This is a genomic window from Luteimonas sp. MC1828 (assembly GCF_016461615.1).
Classification (GTDB): domain Bacteria; phylum Pseudomonadota; class Gammaproteobacteria; order Xanthomonadales; family Xanthomonadaceae; genus Luteimonas.
In genome coordinates, this window is record NZ_JAEMNY010000001.1 from 335,919 (window position 1) to 356,782 (window position 20,864).

At 70.1% G+C, this 20,864-nt stretch carries 20 protein-coding genes and 1 pseudogene; 11 read left to right on the forward strand and 10 right to left on the reverse strand.

The window, feature by feature from the left end; genetic code table 11:
* Window positions 1–41: 41 nt before the first annotated feature.
* Window positions 42–419 carry a GNAT family N-acetyltransferase gene (locus JHB91_RS01630; RefSeq protein ID WP_199470995.1) on the forward strand — a complete coding sequence of 126 codons (378 nt, stop codon included), beginning with the start codon at window positions 42–44 and terminating at the stop codon, window positions 417–419.
* Between the two features lie 16 nt (window positions 420–435).
* Here JHB91_RS01630 and JHB91_RS01635 read toward each other — a convergent pair whose 3' ends face one another.
* Window positions 436–1,173 (reverse strand): UPF0149 family protein, encoded by a 738-nt coding sequence (locus tag JHB91_RS01635; RefSeq protein ID WP_199470997.1) that lies wholly within the window; start codon window positions 1,171–1,173, stop codon window positions 436–438.
* Window positions 1,174–1,228: 55 nt separating this feature from the next.
* Entirely contained in the window at window positions 1,229–2,305 is a 1,077-nt protein-coding gene (locus tag JHB91_RS01640) for a Gfo/Idh/MocA family oxidoreductase (RefSeq protein ID WP_199470999.1), read from the reverse strand.
* 207 nt (window positions 2,306–2,512) lie between these two features.
* On the opposite strand from JHB91_RS01640, the gene JHB91_RS01645 reads away from it, so the two are divergent.
* Window positions 2,513–2,794, forward strand: a complete 282-nt coding sequence (locus JHB91_RS01645) for a hypothetical protein (RefSeq protein WP_199471001.1) — start codon at window positions 2,513–2,515, stop codon at window positions 2,792–2,794.
* Between the two features lie 54 nt (window positions 2,795–2,848).
* On the opposite strand, the gene JHB91_RS01650 is transcribed toward JHB91_RS01645, so the two are convergent.
* Window positions 2,849–3,373: a hypothetical protein gene (locus JHB91_RS01650; protein ID WP_199372899.1), complete on the reverse strand. Its 525-nt coding sequence runs from the start codon at window positions 3,371–3,373 to the stop codon at window positions 2,849–2,851.
* Window positions 3,374–3,513: 140 nt separating this feature from the next.
* Here JHB91_RS01650 and JHB91_RS01655 point away from each other — a divergent pair, with 140 nt between their 5' ends.
* Window positions 3,514–5,376, forward strand: coding sequence for a winged helix-turn-helix domain-containing protein (locus JHB91_RS01655; protein ID WP_199471004.1), 1,863 nt, complete (start codon window positions 3,514–3,516; stop codon window positions 5,374–5,376).
* 150 nt (window positions 5,377–5,526) lie between these two features.
* Window positions 5,527–7,275 (forward strand): GGDEF domain-containing protein, encoded by a 1,749-nt coding sequence (locus tag JHB91_RS01660; RefSeq protein WP_199471006.1) that lies wholly within the window; start codon window positions 5,527–5,529, stop codon window positions 7,273–7,275.
* Window positions 7,276–7,291: 16 nt separating this feature from the next.
* On the opposite strand, the gene JHB91_RS01665 is transcribed toward JHB91_RS01660, so the two are convergent.
* Together JHB91_RS01665 and JHB91_RS01670 are read right to left on the reverse strand one after the other, a co-directional pair.
* Window positions 7,292–8,884 (reverse strand): M20/M25/M40 family metallo-hydrolase, encoded by a 1,593-nt coding sequence (locus tag JHB91_RS01665; RefSeq protein ID WP_199471008.1) that lies wholly within the window; start codon window positions 8,882–8,884, stop codon window positions 7,292–7,294.
* An 81-nt stretch (window positions 8,885–8,965) separates the two neighbouring features.
* Window positions 8,966–10,285: an aminotransferase class V-fold PLP-dependent enzyme gene (locus JHB91_RS01670; protein ID WP_199471010.1), complete on the reverse strand. Its 1,320-nt coding sequence runs from the start codon at window positions 10,283–10,285 to the stop codon at window positions 8,966–8,968.
* 126 nt (window positions 10,286–10,411) lie between these two features.
* Here JHB91_RS01670 and JHB91_RS01675 point away from each other — a divergent pair, with 126 nt between their 5' ends.
* The 3 genes and pseudogenes from JHB91_RS01675 (at window position 10,412) to JHB91_RS01685 (ending at window position 12,765) form a co-directional block, all read left to right on the forward strand.
* Window positions 10,412–11,440 (forward strand): histone deacetylase family protein, encoded by a 1,029-nt coding sequence (locus tag JHB91_RS01675; protein WP_199372894.1) that lies wholly within the window; start codon window positions 10,412–10,414, stop codon window positions 11,438–11,440.
* A gap of 161 nt (window positions 11,441–11,601) precedes the next feature.
* Window positions 11,602–11,748: pseudogene (locus tag JHB91_RS13865) on the forward strand (LysR family transcriptional regulator); the annotation flags it as partial.
* Between the two features lie 129 nt (window positions 11,749–11,877).
* Window positions 11,878–12,765, forward strand: coding sequence for an acyltransferase (locus tag JHB91_RS01685; RefSeq protein WP_199372891.1), 888 nt, complete (start codon window positions 11,878–11,880; stop codon window positions 12,763–12,765).
* 16 nt (window positions 12,766–12,781) lie between these two features.
* Here JHB91_RS01685 and JHB91_RS01690 read toward each other — a convergent pair whose 3' ends face one another.
* A complete protein-coding gene (locus tag JHB91_RS01690; RefSeq protein WP_233398571.1) occupies window positions 12,782–13,882 on the reverse strand; it encodes a PQQ-dependent sugar dehydrogenase in 1,101 nt (366 codons plus the stop codon).
* A 213-nt stretch (window positions 13,883–14,095) separates the two neighbouring features.
* On the opposite strand from JHB91_RS01690, the gene JHB91_RS01695 reads away from it, so the two are divergent.
* Window positions 14,096–15,427, forward strand: coding sequence for an amidohydrolase (locus tag JHB91_RS01695; protein ID WP_199471016.1), 1,332 nt, complete (start codon window positions 14,096–14,098; stop codon window positions 15,425–15,427).
* A gap of 87 nt (window positions 15,428–15,514) precedes the next feature.
* Window positions 15,515–15,889, forward strand: a complete 375-nt coding sequence (locus tag JHB91_RS01700; protein WP_199372889.1) for a YajD family HNH nuclease — start codon at window positions 15,515–15,517, stop codon at window positions 15,887–15,889.
* 1 nt (window position 15,890) lies between these two features.
* On the opposite strand, the gene JHB91_RS01705 is transcribed toward JHB91_RS01700, so the two are convergent.
* Entirely contained in the window at window positions 15,891–16,109 is a 219-nt protein-coding gene (locus JHB91_RS01705) for a DUF6522 family protein (protein WP_199471018.1), read from the reverse strand.
* A 129-nt stretch (window positions 16,110–16,238) separates the two neighbouring features.
* On the opposite strand from JHB91_RS01705, the gene JHB91_RS01710 reads away from it, so the two are divergent.
* The gene (locus tag JHB91_RS01710; RefSeq protein ID WP_199472620.1) at window positions 16,239–17,165 is read left to right on the forward strand and encodes a M14 family metallocarboxypeptidase; all 927 of its coding nucleotides are present in this window, start codon (window positions 16,239–16,241) and stop codon (window positions 17,163–17,165) included.
* A gap of 50 nt (window positions 17,166–17,215) precedes the next feature.
* On the opposite strand, the gene JHB91_RS01715 is transcribed toward JHB91_RS01710, so the two are convergent.
* From JHB91_RS01715 to JHB91_RS01725, 3 genes are read right to left on the reverse strand one after another with little or no spacing between them, the layout of a single operon-like run.
* Window positions 17,216–18,157: an aldo/keto reductase gene (locus JHB91_RS01715; RefSeq protein ID WP_199471020.1), complete on the reverse strand. Its 942-nt coding sequence runs from the start codon at window positions 18,155–18,157 to the stop codon at window positions 17,216–17,218.
* Between the two features lie 44 nt (window positions 18,158–18,201).
* Window positions 18,202–18,996 carry an SDR family oxidoreductase gene (locus JHB91_RS01720; protein WP_199471022.1) on the reverse strand — a complete coding sequence of 265 codons (795 nt, stop codon included), beginning with the start codon at window positions 18,994–18,996 and terminating at the stop codon, window positions 18,202–18,204.
* A gap of 30 nt (window positions 18,997–19,026) precedes the next feature.
* Window positions 19,027–19,860 (reverse strand): class III extradiol ring-cleavage dioxygenase, encoded by an 834-nt coding sequence (locus JHB91_RS01725; protein WP_199471024.1) that lies wholly within the window; start codon window positions 19,858–19,860, stop codon window positions 19,027–19,029.
* Between the two features lie 104 nt (window positions 19,861–19,964).
* Between JHB91_RS01725 and JHB91_RS01730 the strand changes: the two genes are divergently transcribed.
* A complete protein-coding gene (locus tag JHB91_RS01730; protein ID WP_199471026.1) occupies window positions 19,965–20,864 on the forward strand; it encodes a LysR family transcriptional regulator in 900 nt (299 codons plus the stop codon).

A 20,864-nucleotide genomic window follows, 5' to 3' on the forward strand; every position in this document is an offset into this window, starting at 1 on the left:
CCCATGACTTCGCCTTCTGCGAATCGTTGAGCCGCCGCAACATGGCCACGTACCTTGCGGTGCGCGGCATTGCCTGGGATCCGGAGCGCTTCCGCTCCAGCTGGGTGCAGTTCGAGAACCTGGTGATCCTGGCCGGTCCCGACGCCGTCGGCCTGCTGCGGCTGCTGTCCGAAGACGACGCCCTCGGGCTGCGCGACCTGCAGCTTGTCCCTGAACGCCAAGGCCAGGGCATCGGCACGTGGGCGCTACGGCAGGCGCAGGCCTTTGCCATCGGCCGCGGGCTCCGCTGCGTGCAGCTGCGGGTCTACGCGGAGAATCCGGCCCGCGCGCTGTATGCACGCCTGGGATTCGCGGTCGAAGCGGTGGTGGACGGCACGGTGCACATGGCCTGGCCGGCGCCGCGGCGCTGCGCGGGCTGACACCCCGGCCGGCTCGCTAGCCGGTAGTCGAACTCCCGCAGCACTTCTTGTATTTCTTCCCGCTGCCGCAAGGGCACGGCGCGTTGCGCTCGGGCGTCGCTTCGCGGCGGATGGGCTCACGCGGGGTGAGCGCCTCGACGCGGTGGTGGTTGAGGTCGGCCAGCATGCCCGGCAGCCCGACAATGATTTCCAGGCGCTCGCGGTAGCTGATCGGCGTGGCCGGCGCGGACGGATCTTCGGCGTCGATGACCTCGCCGCTGGCGAGCCGGTCGAGCAGGTCGAAGATGTCCTCCATCCAGTCGTTGTCGTCCAGCCAGGTGTCCCATTCCTGCTCGCGCAGCCCGACCGCGGCGAAGAAGCCCAGCGCCCAGTCGTGGCCGACGTCGAGCTCGTCCTCGCGCATTGCGTCCTCGCCGGTCAGGTCCGGATCTTCCGGCAGCCACATGAGCGGCGCGAGGTGGTCGGGCAGGTCGTCGTCGCCATGGCGCACGCGCGCGCTGCACATGTTCCAGTGGCCCATCAGCAGGTCCTGCACCTGGGCCTCTTCCTCGGCCGTCTCCCAGCGCCGCGGCTTGCCGCCCCAGACCACCGGCTGCCACTCCTCGGGCGGTACTGCCGACGGCCCGACCACAAGCGCCGACAGGAACCCGTCCAGCGCCTCCAGGTTGAAGCCCTTGAACGGGACCGCGCGCTGCTCAAGCAGGGCGGCAAGGCGCTCGATCTTGTCGTCGTCGAGGTAGGCGGGGGTGGTCATGGCGGGCATCGTGGCAGTCGGGGGAACGGGAGGCGCGCATGGTAGTCCGTAAGGCTCATTGCTGCCTTTGAATCGCGTCCAGCGTCTCATGCAGGGCCACCGCATCCCGGAAATGCGGTGCGCTGCGCGTGCCATGGCGGATGTCCCCGGCGATCAACGCATACATGCGCGCCACGTTGCGCGCCACGGCGTTGTCGGGCCAGCCTTCGTAGCTGCCGGGCGGCGGCATGAGCGCCGTCATCGCCGTCGCGTCGCCGTTCGCACCCGTCACCGTGAGCTGCTCCAGCTGGGCATGGCCGCTGGCGGCCGTCACCAGGATGTCGCCTTCGGTGCCGTTGATTTCCCAGAGCAGGTTGGTGCCGCGCGACATGCCGCCGCGGTAATGGATGGAAAACGCGGCGCCGCTGTCCAGCGTGCCCTGCACCAGCACCTGGTCGGGCGTGGTGGTGGGGATGGTCGTGCCGGTGTCGGTGACGTCGACGGTCTGGCGGCGGTTGACCAACCGTGCGGACAGGTGCCGGAAGCCGCCAAGCACGTCGCGGAAGCCGGCCAACGTGTGCCCGAGCGGGATGCTCAGCAGCGTGGCGCCGTTGTCGACGTCATAGAGATAGGCATGCGCGGCGTCGGTCATGGCGCCCCACTGGCCGCCGCTGCCCACCAGCGTGGTCGACAGCACGTCGCCCACGTATCCGCCGGCGACGAGGTCGCGGACGTGCTGCAGCTCCGGCGCCACGCGCATCTGCGTGCCGACCGCGGCCACCACGCCGCGTGCTTCGGCCAGGTCCGCCAGTTCTCGCGCTTCCTCCAGGCCGTTGCCCAGCGGCCACTCGCAGTACACGTGCTTGCCCGCGGCCAGCGCTGCGGTCACCAGGGCATGGTGGTGCGGCACCTTCACGGTGACCACCACGAGATCGACGTCGGGCGAGGCCACCAGCGCCTGCGCATTCTCGAACGCATGCGCAAGGCCGAAGGCGGTGGCGGCGCGTTCCGCGCTGGCCATGCTGGTGTTGGCCACGCCCACCAGCTCGAAATCACCGGGCAGTGCCGCCAGTGCCGGCACGTGCGCCATGGCGGCCCAGTGGATGCCGGGGTTGAGGCCGATGATGCCGACACGGATGCGCGGGTTGCTCATGGAGACTCCTGTTGCCGGCAGCGATGCGCCGATGGGGATCCGAGTCTGGCATGGTCGGATTACCGCCCGTGGTAGCGCTTCGCGTGGTGGCGCTCATGGCCTGATCCGGCGGCGGATCGCGTACGCCTGATCGCAGGCGGGGGCGAATGGAACGCGCCGAACGGCGGTTCCAGGGGGGCTGTGCATCCACTGGTTTCGGGAACGACCATGGCAACTTCCGACCGCTATTGCATGCCTGTGGGCGACATCGGCCAGCCGGAGCTCGATCTGCTGGAGTGCCTGCTGTGCATCGACCGCGGGCAACCCGTCGATTCCCGCGCCGGCGAGCTGCTCGAGCGCCTGGTGGAAGCGGGCCTGGTGGACAGTTGCGAAGGCCACCACGTGCTGACGCTCGCCGGCATCGAACGCTGCCGGTCGCTGCAGCACCGCATCGCCGCGGACAGGGAGGCGGCCAAGGTGCTGGCGGCGCGGGGCCTGATCCTTTCCTGATGCAGTGGGCACCGCGGCGCGCGTGGCCGCCGCGGTGCCGTGCGGGCGCATCGTCTACAGGTCCCGCGTGGAAACGCCGGTGCCGCAAAGCTCGACAAGGACGGTGTCGTTGGGCGCATAGCCGGTCGCGCGGACCGGGCCCGAGATGAGGTCGCCGTCATGGCTCATCTGCAGGTCGCGGTGGATCCGCGTGTAGCCCGTGTACACGCCGTCCAGGAACTGGTCGAAGCGCACGTCGGCGACGTACCGTCCGGTGTTGCGGTTGTACGACCACGTCCCCAGCCCGTGCGAGCGCTCGTAGTGGCCGGTGGGAATGTCCGCGCCTCCCGGCGGGAACCGCGGCATGTCCACCCAGGTGCCGCCGGCATTGAAAAGCAGGGTGTTGCGGACCTCCTGGAAGGGCACGGTGCTGCCACAGGGCCGGACTTCGGCATGGGTCAGCCACACACCCGCGATCCGGTTGCCCGCCGGGTGCGGCGGGCGGATCCTCGAGGCGTCCGTCTCTCCGGCCACGACCGGATTGGCGGCGAGGCACAGCGGGGCGAGGGCGAGGGCGAGCAGGGTGGCTCGGATGTTCATGGCAGGACTCCTGTCGTTGGGGGGGTGCCCGCTTGACGGCGGGTATGCCGTTGTCGGCATTGCCGAGCTTCGGCCCGTCCCTGTCGGGAAGTCCTGCTAAATTCATGAAAAAAGCTGAAACCGCCGCTTCCGGAGCCGCCATGCCGGGCTCGACTGCGCGCCATCGCCACTTCGGCCCGTATTGCCTGGACATCCAGGCACGGGAGCTGCGCGCGCGCGACGGCAGCGTGCTGCCGCTCACCGCCCGGGCGTTCGACACCCTGTGCTGCCTGGTGGACAACCGCGACCGGGTGGTGAGCAAGGACGAACTGCTGGCCACCGTCTGGGCGGGGCGCGTGGTGGAAGAGAACAACCTCACCCAGGCGGTGTCCACGCTGCGCCGCGTGCTGGGCGGCGGGCGCTACATCGCCACGGTGCCGGGGCGCGGCTACCGCTTTGTCGCTGACGTGGCCGACGGCGATGGCCACGCAGCCGCGCCGGTGCCGATGCCTGCGCCGTGGTGGGCCCGGCATGTCGCCGTGCCGGGCGCCGTGATGTTCCTGGTGGCGCTGCTGGCGGCGGTGGCGTGGTCGCTGTGGGACTGGCCGCCGCGGGCCGCGTCGCGCCCGGAAGCCGCGCTGGCTGTGCTGCCGTTCCGGGCACTCTCGGCGCCGGATGACGAGCTGCTCGGCCTCGGGCTGGCGGAAACCCTGATCACGCGGCTCGGCCGCTCCGGTGAGCTGCGCGTGCGTTCGCTCGCGTCATCGCAGCGCGTCGCCGGCGCGCATCCCGACGCGCAGCAGGCCGCAAGCCAGCTCGGCGCCACGCATGTCATCGAAGGATCGACCCAGCGCGTGGGCGGCAGCATCCGCGTCAATGCCCGCCTGGTCGCTGCGGACAGCGGTGCCATCGTCTGGGCGGATACCTTCGATACCGACGCGCAGCGCGTGTTCACCCTGCAGGACCGCATCGCCGGCGCGGTCACCGACGCGCTGGCGCTCTCGCCGATCGTGCTGCCGGAACGCGCTCGCAGCGCCTGCGACGGCGCTGATCCGCAGGCCTATCGCGCCTGGCTGCGCGGCCACCACCTGCTGCAGCGGCCCGATGCGGCCCGGCTGGAGCAGGCACTGGCGGCGTTCCGCAGCGCCATCGATCTCGACCCCGCCTGCACGCGCGCCTATGCCGGCCTGGCGCTTGCCTGGCGCGGCCTGGTGCATACCGATCGCGAACCCGCCGAGATGTTCCCGTTGGCCAAGGCGGCAGTGGCGCGCGCGCTGGAGATCGATCCGGAATCACCCGAGGCGCTGGTCGCGCAGGGGCGCAACCGCCATCTGTACGACTGGGACTGGCCCGGGGCGGAAACGTCGCTGCAGCAGGCGATCGCCTTGAATCCCAGCCTGATGGAAGCGCGCTTCGCGTATGCCCATCTGCTGGTGGACCTGGGCCGTTTCGAAGAAGGCCTGGCGCAGGCGCGCCAGGCAAGCGAGCTCGATCCGCTGTCGCCCATGATCAGTGCCCTGGAGGCCGGTTTCCTGACCGCGGCCCGGCAGCCGGAGGCGGCGCGGCTGCAGGTGGAACGTGCGCTCGCATTGCAGCCCGACTCGTGGATCGCGCTGCTGGTGCGCGGCGGCATGGCGCTGGATCGCGGCGACAGCGCCGCTGCGATCGCAGACCTGGAACGTGGCGCCGAACGCGCGCAGCGCACCAGCCAGATGCTCGCCGCACTGGCCGCCGCCTACGCCGCGGCGGGCGATCACGCGGACACCCTGGCCCTCCTGCGCGAGCTCGAGTCGCGCGCCGCGAAGGGCTATGTGCCCGCCACCAGCCTGGCCGCGGTGCACGTGGCGCTGGGCGACCGCGATGCCGCGCTCGACTGGCTCGAACGTGCCTGGCGCGAGCGCGACATCCGCATGGCGTTCCTCAAGGTCGACGCGCGCTGGAACGACGTGCGTGATGAGCCGCGGTTCCAGGCGCTGTCACGTCGGCTCGGGCTGGAAGGCGGGCAGGCGTACGGCCGCTACTGAGGGCTCGCCGGTCGCGACCGCATGGTAAGGTCGCCGGTCTTTCTGGCCGGGTGATGCGGGTCATCCCGCGCGGCCATCGATGCCGGCCGATTCCCTCGGGGGGGAGCGAGATGTCGACACTGATCGCCGCCTGCGGACCATGACGCGCGCATGAGCCGGTACTGTTGCGTCGCCCTGCTGTGGCTGGCACTGGTCGGCGCGCCGGTGTTCGCCGCGGACGCGCCGGAGGCGGCGGTGGCGGAGATCGAGCGGCTGGGAACCACGGCGCACTGGCGCGAGTCCGATGTCAGGATCGCGGCGCTGGCTTCGCGGCCGCAGGCCTTGACCGCTGAGCAGCGGCAGCGGATCGACCATGTGCGCCTGCGCAACCTGGCCCTGGCCGGCCAGCAGCCCGCCGCGCTGGACGGTCTGGTGGAGTTGCTGCGCCAGGACCTGCCCGCGCCGCTGCGCGTGCGCGTGTACACCACGGCCATCAGGGTGGCCGCCAACCTGGAGCGCTGGACGCTGGCGTTTGGCTTGCTCGGCGAGGGCCTGACGCACCTTCCGCAGGCACCGGCGGAATCGGCCCGATTGCTTGGCGCCGCGAGCTACCTGCACACCCTGGTGGGCGAAACCGGGAAGGCGCGCGACCTTGCCCTGCGTGCCCTTGCCCATGTCGACGCCGACGGTGACCCCGGCGCGCTGTGCCGGGCCGTGACGGACGTGGCGATGGCCGCGGACCACGCCAGCGATCCCCGCGAAGCCGAAGCGTGGCGACATCGCCAGATCGATGCCTGCACCCGCGCCGGCGACCTGGTCATGATCGCCAACGGCAAGCTCGGCGTCGGCAAGACGGCGGCCCGCCAGGAACGCCATGCGGAGGCGCTGGACTGGTCCCGCCGGGCGCTCGCGGACTTCGAGGCCGCCGGTTTCGAGGCCGGCGCCTGGAGCGCGAGGCTGGCAGTGGCGGAGGGCCTGATCGAATCCAGCAGCGGGCCTGGGGAGGCGGAGGCGCTGCTGGCCGACACACTGGCTTATTACAGCGACCATGACGCCCACTTCGCGATAGCCGAGACCGAACAGCTGATCGCCCGCCTGGCCGAACGGCGCGGCGAGCCTGTCCAGGCGCTCGCCCATTTCAAGCGTTCCATGGCGGCATCCGAGGCGGCCGAACGCGATGCCCGCGAGCGCCGGCTGGCCTACCTGCAGGTCGAGTTCGATACCCGGTTGAAGGAGCAGCAGATCGCGCTGCTCGAAGCCGAGAAGGAGCTGGCCGCGGTGCAGGCCACCGCAACCCGGCGCCGGCAGCTGTTGCTGGCCGGCGGAATGGGCGGGATGCTGGTCATCGCGATCCTGCTGTTCGGCCTGCTGCGCCGGTCGATCCGCGAGCGCCGCCGCTACCGCTGGCAGTCCCAGCACGATGGGCTGACCCGCCTGTACAACTATCAACAGGTGCGCAGGCTCGGCGCGAAGGCATTCACGCGTGCGCGCGGCGATGGCCGCCCGTTCACCGCGATCGTCGCCGACATCGACAAGTTCAAGCAGGTCAATGACGATTACGGACACGCCGCGGGCGACGAGGCGCTGCGTTCGCTCGGCGCATGGATCACCGACATCGTCGGCGGGCAGGGCATTGCCGGACGCAGCGGCGGCGACGAGTTCACGATCCTGCTGGACGCGGATGCCGCGACCGCCGGGGCGCTGATGGAGCGCCTGCGAGCGCGGATCGAACCGGTCACGGTGTTCGGGCAGCGCGTCGACTTCAACGTCAGCGCGGGTATCTGCCAGGACGATGGCGAGACCGCGTCGCTGGAACAGCTGATCCACCGCGCCGACCGCGCGCTGTACCGCGCCAAGCACGGAGGGCGCGACCGCGTGGTGCTGGCGCGCGCCCCAGGCGCGGATGCGACCGCCGGCTAGGCGGTGCAGCCGGGTTTCAGTCGCGTTCCAGCAGCGGCTTGCGCGGCATGCGCTCTTCGCGCGTGGCCGCGTGATAGACGAACGAGGCGACGATGGCGGCGGCCTGCTTGAGGTCTTCCGGCTCCACGTGGTCCCAGGTGTCGAGGTGGCTGTGGTGGACGTTGGTGAAGTAGTCCAGCCGGTCCTGGATGAACTGGAAGCCGGGCAGCCCGACGCGGTCGAACGGAATGTGGTCGGTGCTGCCGGTGTTGCGCGTGGCCACCGTGGTGGCACCCACGTCATGGAACGGCGCCAGCCAGGCCTGGAAGATCGGCACCGCGGCCAGGTTCTCCTGGGCGTAGATGCCGCGGAAGCGGCCCGAGCCGTTGTCCATGTTGAAGTAGGCCGAGAAGCGCTCGTAGTCGCGCTTTTTCTGCAGCGGGCCGGTGGGCTCGCGCAGCGAGCCGGGCAGTGCCTGCTGCGCCGGATCGACAGGTTCCGGGTACGCGGCGAAATGACGCGCCACATGCGACTGCGAGCCGACCAGGCCCTGTTCCTCGCCGCTCCACAGCGCCACGCGGATGGTGCGGTCGGGCCGCGCGCCCACCGCCTTGAGGATGCGCATGGCCTCCATCATCACCGCGACGCCCGCGGCATTGTCGGCGGCGCCGGTGCCGGTGTGCCAGGAGTCCATGTGCGCACCGAGCATGACGATCTCGCCGGCCTTGCCGCCGCGGCCGGGGATTTCGGCGAGCGTGTTGTAGCCGGGCTGGTCGGCTTCGTCGGTGAAGCGTGCGTCCACGTCGACGCGCAGCTTGACCGTCTGTCCGCGCTCCACGGCGCGTACCAGCGGGTTGTAGTGCTCGGCCGCCATGGCCAGCTCCGGGATGCCCGCCGATTCGCCGGCCTTGCGCGAACCGCCGCCGCCAACGCGGATGATGCCGTTGTCCCAGCCGCTGATCGACAGCGCAGCCAGCGCGCCTTCGGCGACGAAGAATTCGTTGGTCGCCTTGGCCAGCTCGGTGCGCTCGGTGTATTCCTTTGCGCGCTTGGCGCGGCTGTCCTTCTCGTCCTTGGGCACGGAGAACGCCTGCAGCTCGGCCAGGCCGGCGTCGTCGTGACGGTGCGAATCCGCCTTCTCGCCGCGCACGTACTCGCGCGCTTCGCTCAGCAGCAGGATCTTCCCCGCCAGCTTGCCCTTGTACTTGTCCAGGTCCTCGCGCTTCTTGATGGCGACGACCATCGCCTCGCCTTCGACCGGACCGGCGGTGCCGGGCGTCCAGGCCTTGGGCAGCGCGTGCAGCGGCTGCGTGCGCGGGCCGAGCATCTGCACGCTGGCGTGGCTGAACTCCCAGCCACGGCCAAAGCCGTCAAAGGCCTCGTCGCGCACGTTGGCCAGGCCCCAGGCGTTGAACCTGCCGCGCGTCCAGGCGTTGGCTTCGGCCATCTGCGGGGAGTTGGTGAGGCGCGGGCCGATGGCCTCGGTGAGGTGGCTGAAGGTCGCCATCACCTGCGAATTGTGGAACGCCTCCTGGCGGATACGGCTGACCATGTCCAGGTCGACCGGCTCGCTGGCCGTGGCCAGGCCGTTGGCTGCAAGGCAGAGCAGCATCGCGCAACGCTTCAACATTCAGTACCCCTGGCGCCCGGGAAGGGCGCGCCAAAGGCAACGACTGTAGCGGTCGCCGGCGCGATGCTCGCCGGTCGTTAGTCACGCCCGGCCGGAGATCTCGCGCACCGCGCGCACGGCACGTTCGACTTCGTCGGCGGTATTGACCAGGCTCGGCGCCAGCCGCGCGTAGGTGACGGCATACGGGCTCGTGCTGGCGACGATGTTGCGCGCGAACAGTTGCCTGACCACGTCCGCGGGGCTCACGCCGGCCACTTCGAACGCCACCAGGCCGGCCGAAAGCCCGGGCGAGATCGGCGTGTGCAGCTTGACCTTGGGGTTGGCTGCCAGGCCGGCCTTGCACTGGTCGTTGAGCTCGCGGATGCGGCCGGCCACGCGCGCGCGGCCCATCTGCCGGTGCATGGCGAATGCGGCGGCGGTCGCCCACTGGTGTTCGAACGCATGGAAGCCGCCGGGCGCCATGCGGTCGGCGTTGGTGGGAGACGCCACCGGGGCCTGTCGCTCCCAGGCCTGGTACTGGTCCAGGTCGCTGAAGCTCGGGATCACCGGGCGCAGGCGCGCCCAGTTGTCGGCATTGGCCCAGACCAGACCGGTGCCGCGCGGCGCGAACATCCATTTGTGGGTGCCGGCGCAGAAATAGTCGCAGCCCAACCCGGCCACGGTTTCGTCGGTGGAGCCAAGGCCGTGCACGCCGTCCACCACCAGCAGGAGCGGCGGGCCGCTGCGCGCGCGCAGCGCGGCGGCAAGCTCGCGGATCGGCAGGCGCATGCCGGTGCTGGAATGCACCCAGGTCAGGCCCACCACGCGCGTCTTCGGGCCGATGCCCTTGAGCAGGGCGTCGACCATGGCATCGGTGCTGGCGGTGGCCGCGTCGCTGTACAGCGGCACCATGCGCATCGTGGCGCCGGAGCGCTGGTTGGCCAGCCGGATCGACTCGTGGTGCGAGTAATGGTCGTGGGTGGTGCACAGCACTTCGTCGCCGGCCTTGAGCGGCAGCCCGTGATAGACGAGCGCGAGCCCGGTCGTGGTGTTGCCGGTCAGGCACACGTCCTGCGGGCGCGCGCCGAGATAGTCGGCGACCTCGGCCTGCACCTTCATCTGCACGTTGTGTTCGGCTTCCGCGAACAGGCCGTGTTCGACCACGTGGAACGGGTTGCGGTCGATCGCGCGGCGGTAGCCTTCGATGGCGTCGCGCACCGGCGCTGGATGGCTGGCGATGAAGAAGCTGGCGAAATGCATCAGGGCAGGGTCGAGCGAGAACTGCGCGCGCACGCGCTCCCAGGTGGACAGGTCGGGGGCCGCTGGGGTCTCGGCCTGCAGCGCGGCCAGCAGCGCGCCCGGCAGCACCGCGGCGGCGAGTGCGGCGTTGGCCGCGAGGAATTCACGTCGTGTCACCTGCATCGACCATCCTTCGTGCCGGGAGTCCAGACAGGCCAACGCGGTACCGCGCGGACGGCGGTCAGGCCGCGCTGCCGGCAGTCGGCAGGGATGGCTAGAATTGCCGGCCCACTCCTCCCGAGCGCCCCGATGCGGATCGTCCACTCGCCCTTGCACCTGCGCCACGACGGCGGCATGGAACTCCATCGCGGCGCGCTGGTGCCCTGCTACGAGATGCCGGCGCGCGCCGAGTACATCCGCGAGGCGCTGGTGGATGCCGGACATGCGCTGGTGGCGCCGCGCGATTTCGGCATGGACGCGCTGTCGGGCGTGCACGATGCGGGCTTCGTCGAGTTCCTGCGCACCGCCTACCCGCGCTGGCGCGAGGACGGTCGCGACGGCTTCATGCTGCCGAGCGGCTTCCCGGCGCGGGGCCTGCGCCGCGACCGCGTGCCGTCCGGCATCAACGGCGCGATGGGCTATTACGCGTTCGATGCCGGCACGCCGATCGTCGAAGGTACCTGGGATGCCGCCTTTGCCGCGGCGCAGTGCGCCATGACCGCCGCCGCGCTGGTCGCCGAAGGGGAGCGATCCGCCTACGCGCTGTGCCGCCCGCCGGGCCACCACGCCGGGCGCAGCGTGTATGGCGGCTACTGCTTCCTCAACAACGCCGCGCTCGCCGCGCAGCAGCTGCGCGAACGCGGCTTCGGCAAGGTGGCGTTGTTCGACGTCGACTACCACCACGGCAACGGCACCCAGGACATCTTCTGGGAGCGCGACGACGTGCTGTTCGTGTCCATCCACGGCACGCCCGAGACCGAGTATCCGTACTTCCTCGGCTATGCCGACGAGACCGGCGCCGGCGCGGGCGAGGGCTGCACGCTCAACCTGCCGCTGCCGCGCGGCACGGACTGGGAGGCGTACAGCGCCGCGCTCGACACCGCGCTGCAGGCGATCACGGACTTCGGCGCGGACGCGCTGGTGGTGTCGCTGGGCGTGGACATCTACGAAGGCGATCCGATCAGCGAGTTCAAGCTGGGCCCGGAGCGCTTCCCGCAGCTGGGCGCGCGGCTCGCGTCGCTCGGCCTGCCGACGGTGCTGGTGCAGGAAGGCGGTTATGCGGTGCGCGAGATCGGCACCAATGTCGCCGGTGTGCTCGGCGCCTTCGGCCCCGCCTGATCGAGGCGCACGCTCCACCACGCCACCGCGAGTCCGGCAACCGTCAGCAACGCGGCAACCCACGGCACCGCGCCCAGGCCCGGTCCGTGCACGATCACCATGCCGCCCAGCCACGCGCCGATGGCATTGCCCAGGTTGAACGCGGCGATGTCGAAACCGGCCTTCAAGTGGTGTTGCCCGGTTTTCCGCTGGCCGACACCGGGATCCATGCGGTGATGCCGCAGCGCAGGCTGGTGCCGCCGCGGGTGCGTGCGTTCGTCGACTTCCTGGCCGAGCACCTTGGCGGAACCCCGCCCTGGGAGCGGTGACGTGGCCGCCTTGCGTATCATTCCGCCCTTTCCGCCTTCGAATCCCTCCGTGATCGAGTCCGCCATGCACATGCCGTCCGCCCACGCCGACTCCGATCCGCGCGCCTTCGTCCACGGGCAGGGCCGCTGATGGCGTGGCTGCGCGCCACCGTGGTGTTCGTGCTGGTCGCGCTGAACACCGTGGTGCATGCGACCCCGCTGCTGGCGGTGGGGGTGTTCAAGGCGCTGCTGCCGTTCAAGCGCGTGCGGCTGGCCTGCAACCCGCTGCTGACCGGTGCGGCGGAAAGCTGGATCGCGGTGAACTCGGCGCTGGTCGAGCGTTTCAGCGGCACCCGCTTCGATGTGGTGGTGGACGCGAAGCTGCAGGTGGACGGGCATTACCTGGTGCTGGCCAACCACCAGAGCTGGGTGGACATCGTGGTGTTGCAGAAGGTGTTCAACCGGCGCATCCCGCTGCTGCGCTTCTTCCTCAAGCGCCAGCTGTTCTGGGTGCCGGTGCTGGGCCTGGCGTGGTGGGCGCTGGATTTCCCGTTCATGGGCCGCTACACGCGCCGCCAGATCGCGAAGAACCCCGAGCTGGGGCGGCGCGACATGGAAGCGGCGCGACGCGCCTGCGAGAAGTTCCGCGACATCCCGGTGGCGGTGATGAACTTCGTGGAAGGCACGCGGTTCACACCTGAAAAACACGCCGCGCAGGCCTCGCCGTACCGGCACCTGCTGAAGCCGAAGTCCGGTGGCGTGTCGTACGTGATCGACGCCATGGGCGAGGGGCTGCATGCCGTGCTCGACGTGACCATCGCCTATCCCGGCGGTCGCCCGACGCTGGTGGACCTGATGGGCGGACGCGTCCCCGCGATCAACGTGCTGGTGCGACAGCGCGAGATCCCCGCCGGCCTGTCCGGCGGCGGCTCGCGCGACGACCGCGCCGTGCGTGCCCGTTTCCAGCAATGGATGAACGGACTGTGGGACGAGAAGGATGCCGACATGGGACGGATGCTGGGAGAGCAGGGCGGCTGACCCATGCCGCGGTGCCTCACCGCCGCGTCGAAGTCAGCTTCAGCAGCGCGCCCTTGCCCTTGCGGGTACCGTCCTCGAGCAGCCAGATGGCGCCATCCGGGCCCTGTTCGACCTCGCGGATGCGCCGCCTCATGTCGAATCGCTGCGCTTCACGCGCGGTCTCGCCGTTGAATTCAACACGCACCAGCGACATCGACGACAGGCCGCCGATGAACCCGTTGCCCTTCCAGGCCGGGAACATGTCGCCGCTGTAGATGATGAAGCCGGCCGGCGAGATCACCGGCGTCCAGGTGATCACCGGCGCGCGGAATTCGGGGCGCGTGGCGTGATCGGGGATCGGCTTGCCGTCGTAATGGTCGCCGTTGGACACCAGCGGGTAGCCGTAGTTGGCACCCTTCTCGATGCGGTTGAGCTCGTCGCCGCCCATCGGCCCCATCTCGTGCGCCCACAGCTGGCCGCTGCCGTCGAATGCCAGGCCGAGGATGTTGCGATGGCCGAGCGTCCAGGCCTGCGCGGCCACGCCGCCCTGGCGGGCGAAGGGGTTGTCGGTAGGCACGCTGCCGTCGTCGTCGAGGCGCACGATCTTGCCGAGATTGGTGCCCATGTCCTGCGCGGGATCGAACTCCTTGCGCTCGCTGGAGCTGATCCACAGCTTGCCGCCTGCATCGAAGGCGATGCGGTAGCCGAAGTGGCCGTCGCCGCTCTTCTTCGGCGACTGGCGCCAGATCGTCTCCACGTCCTGCAACGCACCGCCGCCGCTGTCGTCCAGTACCAGGCGTGCGCGCGCAACCACCGCGCCGAGCAGCCCGCCGTCGCCGGATTCGACGTAGCTGAAATACACGCGCTGGTTGCTCGCGTACTGCGGGTGCAGCACCACCTCCCCCAACCCGCCCTGTGCGACGTGCGAGACCTCTGGAACGCCGCTGATGGTGCCGGTGGTATTGCGGGCCGGGTCATACAGGCGCAGCGCGCCGGCCATCTCCGTGACCAGCAGGCGGCCGTCGGGCAGGAAGGCCATGGCCCATGGCGCATCGAAGGTCGCCGCTTCCGTGATCGCGAACGGAGTCGCAGTGCCGGACGTGCCGCTCTGCGGCTCGTCGCGCTGCGCGTCGTCCATGCCCGCACAGCCAAGGGCCAGTCCGGCCGCGAGAGCGGACAGCAACGCATGCTTCAGCTGGACCATGTCGGCGGCCGGTGGTTGGAAAGGATGAATGCTTTGCGCGCGATGTGGTGAAAAGCGGGTGAACTCCCGCGCGATACGGGGGTCGGACCTGGCTTGCCGTCGTCGGGAGAGCGACCGATCCCCAGTTTGAAGAGGTACTTGCCCACCATGTCATTGCATAGACCCCTCTATCCCTGCGTCCTTGCCACCGCGCTCTGCTTCAGCGCCAATGCCAGTGCCCAGGCGCCTGCATCGTCGCTGGAGCAGCGCATCCGCGAAGACACGGCCGCCATACAGCCGCAGCTGGTCGAGTGGCGGCGCGATATCCACCAGCATCCCGAACTTGGCGAGCAGGAAACACGCACCGCCGGCCTCGTTGCCGATCATCTGACGCGCCTCGGCATGGACGTGCAGACCGGCATCGCCGGGACCGGCGTCGTCGGCGTGCTCAAGGGCGGCAAGCCGGGACGCACCGTCGCGCTGCGCGCCGACATGGACGCACTGCCGGTCACGGAGCCCGCGGGCCTGCCGTTCGCGTCGAAGGCACGCGGCATCTATCACGGCATCGAGGTCGGCGTGATGCATGCCTGCGGCCACGATGCGCACACCGCGATGCTGATGGCCGCGGCCGAGGTGCTGGCGGGCATGAAGGAGGAACTGGAAGGCACGGTGATGTTCGTATTCCAGCCGGCAGAGGAAGGGTCCAGCCTGGTGATGCCCGGCCCGGGTGCGAGCTGGGGCGCCAGGCGGATGCTGAAGGAAGGCGTGTTCGACACGCTGAAGCCCGATGCGGTGTTCGCCGTGCACGTCATGCCGGGCCCGGCGGGCCAGCTGAGCTGGCGCAGCGGCGCCACCACCGCGGCGAGCGACATGCTCAACATCACCGTGACCGGCAGTCAGGGCCACGGCGGCATGCCCTGGAACACGGTCGACCCGGTGGTGACGTCCGCGCAGGTGATCGGCGGCGTGCAGACGGTCGTGAGCCGCAAGGCCAACCTGGCGCGGTCGCCCACCGTGGTGACCATCGGCACCATCAACGGCGGCACCGGTCCGAACATCGTGCCGGACAGCGTGGCGATGACCGGCACCATCCGCACCTATGACGAAGGCGTTCGCGCGCAGGTGGGCGACGACCTCAGGCGCAGTGCGGAAAAGATCGCCGAAGGCGCCGGCGCCACGGCCGATGTCTCGATCGAGCCGATGTACAGCTCGATCTTCAACAACGCGGATCTCGTGGAACAGATGACCCCGGTGCTGGAACGCGCCGCCGACGGCAACGTGGCGACGGCCGAGCTCCCCGGCGCCGCCGAGGACTTCTCGTTCTTCTCGCAGCAGGCGCCCGGCCTCTACATGTTCCTGGGCGTGACGCCCGAGGGGCAGGACCCGGCCACGGCGGCGCCCAACCACAACCCGCGGTTCACCGTGGACGAAGCTGCGCTGGAAGTGGGCGCGCGGGCGATGGCCATGATGGCCGCGGATTTCCTCGGCAGCGACAGCTGAGGCATGTCGCACCGGCTGCCGCCCCGTGCGGCAGCCGGATGCGCGGCACGGTGCTACCCTTTTGCCGCACCCGCCACGGAAACCGAGATGTCGACACGCGTACCCGACGAGGCCAGGCTCGACCGCATCGTGGCCGACGCCCGACGCAGTGCAGAGCAGCGCGACCAGGGCTACCGCGAGCGCGCGCTGAAGATGTACCCGTGGATCTGCGGGCGCTGCGCGCGCGAGTTCACCCGCGCCAACCTGCGCGAACTCACCGTGCACCACCGCAACCACAACCACGACGACAACCCGGCCGACGGCAGCAACTGGGAGTTGCTGTGCGTGTACTGCCACGACAACGAGCACTCCCGCCAGCTCGACCACACCGGCGTCAGCGCGATGTCGGCCGAAGATGCGCCGCCGTCGGCCACGTCCAATCCGTTCGCCGGCCTCGGGGCGCTGCTCAAGCGCGACGGTTGAATCAGCCGCGGCGCGGTCGGCCGGCCGCGTCGACCACCAGCCGCGCGCGCCGGGTGCCATGGTAGAAACTCGCGCGATAAAGCCCGGCGTCCTCGCCCGTGCCGCGCTCGCACAGCACCGAGATCTTCCCGTCCGCCATGAGCTGGCGGAATGCCTCGACCTCGAGCTCCAGTTCACGCGCAACGAGCGCGGCATCGATCTCGACGGAGGGATGGCTCATGGCCCGTCACTCGCTTGGGGTGGTGCACAGTCTCGCGCAGGTGGCGCGCATCCGCCTTGACCACGATCAGGCCGGGGCGACCGGCTGCTAAGGTGCCGGCATGTCCGTCCACAAGCCGAATGCATGATGATGATGACCACATCTTCCTATCCCATCGGTACTCCCGGCGAGCCCTGGGGCGACCGTGAAAAAGCCGCGTGGCGCCAGCGACAGCAGGTCGTGCGCAGCTACGCCGGGGACGTGGCCACCGCCATCGATCGCCTCCGCAACCGCTTCGACGTGGAGCAGTACGGCACCCTGGACTACCAGGACGATGGCGAGTATCCGCTGTTCGCCGTGCGCAGCCGCGACTGGGACGAGGCGCTGCCCGTCATGCTGGTCACCGGCGGCGTGCATGGTTACGAGACCAGCGGCGTGCAGGGCGCACTGCAGTTCCTGCAGCAACGCGCCGCGGATTGCGCGGGCCGCGCCAACCTGCTGGTGGTGCCGTGCGTCAGCCCCTGGGGTTACGAGCGCGTGCAACGCTGGAATGCCGATGCCATCGATCCCAATCGCTCATTCCGCGTCGACAGCCCGGCGCAGGAATCCGCGGCGCTGGTCGCGCTGCTGGCGCCGCTGCGCGACCGGGTACTGATGCACATCGACCTGCACGAGACCACCGACAGCGACGAAAGCGAGTTCCGTCCAGCGCTGGCCGCCCGCGACGGCAAGCCGTTCGAACCCGGCGGTATCCCGGACGGTTTCTACCTGGTGGACGACAGCGTGGAGCCGCAGCCGGCGTTCCAGCAGGCGGTGATCGATGCCGTGGCGCAGGTCACCCATATCGCGCCTGCCGATGACAAGGGGGAAATCATCGGCTCGCCGGTGGTGGCGCCCGGTGTCATCCGCTACCCGCTCGCGTCGCTGGGGCTGTGCGCCGGCATCACCGGCGCACGCTATACGACGACCACCGAGGTCTATCCCGACAGCCCGACCGCCACGCCGGCGCAGTGCAACGCTGCCCAGGTGGTGGCGGTGTGCGCGGCGATCGGATTCGCGTTGTCGCACGCAGGCTGACCGCGGGCCGTGCCCCCGGGCGCGGGCCGGGCGCTCGGCGCGGGGGCAGGCTAGCGTCCGGCGGCGTCCAGCTTGGCGATGGCACCGGCCGGCAGCGACAGCGTGGCGGCACCCATCAACTCGTCGAGCTGCGCCACGCTGGTGGCGCTGGCGATGGGCGCGGTGATGGCCGGGCGGCCCATCACCCAGGCCAGCGCGACCTGTGCCGGCGTGGCGCCCAGGTCGCCGGCGACTTCGCGCAGCACGTCCAGCAGCTTCAGGCCGCGCGCGTCGAAATACCCCTGCAGGAATCCGGCGCGGGCGCTGCCCTGCAGATCCTCGACCCTGGCGTACTTGCCTGTCAGGAAGCCGCTGGCCAGCGAGAAGTAACTGACCACGCCGAGCGCGTGCTCGGTGGCCAGGCCGGCCAGTCCGGATTCGAAGTCGCTGCGGTCGTAGAGGTTGTAGTTCGGCTGCAGCACCTCGTAGCGCGGCAGCCCCTGCGCCTCCGAAACCCCCAGTGCCTGCGCCAGGCGCCCGGCGCTGTAGTTGGAGGCACCGATGGCGCGCACCTTGCCGGCCTGCACCAGCCTGGCGAACGCGCCCAGCGTTTCTTCCAGCGGCACCTCCGCGTCGTCCATGTGCGCGAAGTACACGTCGAGATAGTCGGTACGCAGGCGCCGGAGCGAATCGTCCACGGCCGCCTCGATGTTGGCCTCCGACAGTCCCTCGCGCGGCGTCCACTTGCCGACCTTGGTCATCAGCACGATGTCGTCGCGGCGCCCGCGCCGGGCCAGCCAGTTGCCGAGCACGGTTTCCGATTCGCCGCCGGTCAGGCCCGGGCCCCAGGACGAATAGACATCAGCGGTGTCGATGGCGTTGAAGCCGCGTTCGACGAAGCGGTCGAGCAGCGCGAACGACGTCGGCTCGTCGGCGGTCCAGCCGAAGACATTGCCGCCGAACACGAGCGGCGCGATTTCAAGGCCGGAACGGCCCAGTTGACGCATTTGCATGGTGGTTTCCTTGTGTGGGTCTGGTCGCGGTAAGCGCGCCGGCCTCAGGCGATGCTTTCGACGATGCCCCCTTCGACCCGCAGCGCGGCGCCGCTGGTGGCGCTGGCCTGCGGAGACGCGGCGTAGACGCACATGTTGGCGACTTCCTCGGGCGTGGCGAAGCGCTTGAGCAGGCTGGAAGGGCGGTTCTCGGCGAGGAACAGCGCTTCCATCTCCGATGCCGGCACGCCGCGTTCGGCGGCCAGGTCGGCCATCATCGCGATCGCGCCCTCGGTGCGCGTGGGCCCCGGCAGGATGGTGTTCACGGTGACTCCGGTGCCGGCCAGCACCTTGGCCAGCCCGCGAGACAGGCCCTGCAGCGCGGCCTTGCTCACGCCGTAATGCACCATTTCGGTGGGGATGTTGAGCGCCGACTCGCTGGAGATGAACTGGATCCGCCCCCAGCCGCGGTCGCGCATGCCGGCGGCGTAATGGCGCGCCAGGCGCACGCCGCTGAGCACGTTGACCTCGAAGAACTCGCTCCACAGCGCGTCGTCGATGGCGAAGAATTCCTGCGCGCCATAGATGCCGAGGTTGTTGACCAGGATGTCGGCGTCCGGCCGCGCGGCGATCAGCGTCGCACAGCCGTCCGCCGTGCCGACGTCGGCGACCACGCCGCTCACCTCGGCACCGCCGGCGTGAGCGCGCAGCGTGGCCAGTGCGTCATCCACGCGTGCCTGCGTGCGGCCGACGATGGTGACGCGCGCACCGGCGCCCGCCAGGCCGCTGGCGATGGCCAGGCCGATGCCGCCGGTGGACCCGGTGACGATGGCTGACTTGCCGGAAAGTTCGATCTTCATTGCATGCTCCTCGTGTGCCGCGGCGATTGCTCAGCCGAAGCGGAATGCGGAAATGGTGGTGGCCATGACGGTCTCCGAATAGACCTTGCGGCCCTCGGAGCCGGCCGCCGCGCCGGCAGCAACAAGCAGTGGAAGTAGGTGCTCCTCGGCGCGCGGCGGATGGCACAGCCGCGCGTGCGGCGCCTGCGTCCAGTCGGCGAGCAGCGCGTCGCGCTGCGCGGGTGCCTGTTCGACCGCTGTGGTCAGCCAGTGGTCGAATTCGGCGGAGATGGGCGTGAAGCGCGGATCGCCATAGCCGCGCATGTTGTGGAAGCTCATGCCGCTGCCGATGATCAGCACGCCTTCGTCGCGGAGCGCCGCCAGCGTGCGGCCCGCTTCGAGGTGGGCACGCGGATCCAGGTCGGCGCGCAGCGACAGCTGGATCACCGGGATGTCCGCCGCGGGAAACATCAGCTTGAGCGGAATGAACGCGCCGTGGTCGAAGCCGCGGTCGCCGTCCACCCGCGCCGCGGCGCCGTCCTGGCCAAGCAGCCGCACAATCTGTTCGGCCAGCGCGGGGCTGCCCGGTGCGGGATACGCCAGCTCGTAGGTGTGCGGCGGAAAGCCGGAATAGTCGTAGATGAGCGGCGGGCGGGAGCTGCCGGTGACGCTGAAGCCCGGCTCCAGCCAGTGGCCGGAAACCAGCACGATGGCCTTGGGCCGCGCCGGCAGCGTCGCGGACACGCCCTTGAGGAAGGCGGCCATTCGCGTCCAGGTATCGGCCGGATTCCAGTCCATGAAGAAGCACGGGCCGGCGCCATGCGGAATGAAAAACACCGGCATCCGGGCGTGCTTGCCGGCATCCGGGCGGTTGTCAGTGGTCATCGTGGGTACCTTCGCCTGAGTCATGACGCCAGTATGGGTCGCGACTTGAGGTTGGAGAACCGGCTAATATCGACCAAGACTTCATACCAAGGGTAGGATCTGGAATGGATCGCATCACCAGCATGCGGGTGTTCGTCCGCGCCGCCAGCGCCGGCAGCCTGTCCGCAGCCGGGCGCCAGCTGGGCATGTCGGCCGCCATGGCAACCAAGCATGTCAACGCGCTGGAGGCGCGGCTCGGCGTCAAGCTGTTCCACCGCACCACGCGCCGCCTCGGGCTCAGCGAGGCCGGCGGCACTTACCTCGAGGCCTGCCAGCGCATCCTTGCCGAGATCGACGAGGCCGAAGCCGAGGCCGCATCGCAACGCGTCAAGGCCAGCGGCCTGTTGCGCATGAACGTGCCGCTGTCGTTCGGCAGCCGCTTCATCGCGCCGCTGATGCCGGCGTTCGCGCGGCTGCATCCCGAGGTGCGGGTCGAGCTCGGGCTGAGCGATGCGCAGCTCGACGTGATCGCCGACAACTGGGACCTGGCGATCCGCATCGGCCGGCTCGCGGACAGTCCGCTGCAGGCGCGGCGCCTGGCCGACTGCGCGATGCGGGTCTGCGCCGCTCCTGCCTACCTCGATCGCCGCGGCGTGCCGCGTCGCGTCGCGGAACTGGCGCAGCACAATTGCCTGAGCTACACGCTGTCGGCCATGCAGGACGGCAGGCAGTGGGCGTTCGGAGCACGCGGCGAATTCCGCGTGGCTGCGTCGGGCGACCTGCTGGCCAACAACGGCGACGCGCTGCTGGCGGCGGCGGTGGGCGGGCAGGGCATCATCTACCAGCCGGATTTCATCGTCGCCACGGCGCTGGAGCGCGGCGAGCTCGTGGTGCTCGAGCTGGACCGGCCTGTCGTCGAGCTTGGCGGCATCAACGTGCTGTATCCGCCGGACCGGCGCCCGCCGGCCAAGGTGCGGGTGATGATCGACTACCTGGTCGAGGCCTTCGCCCAGGCCCCGCGATGA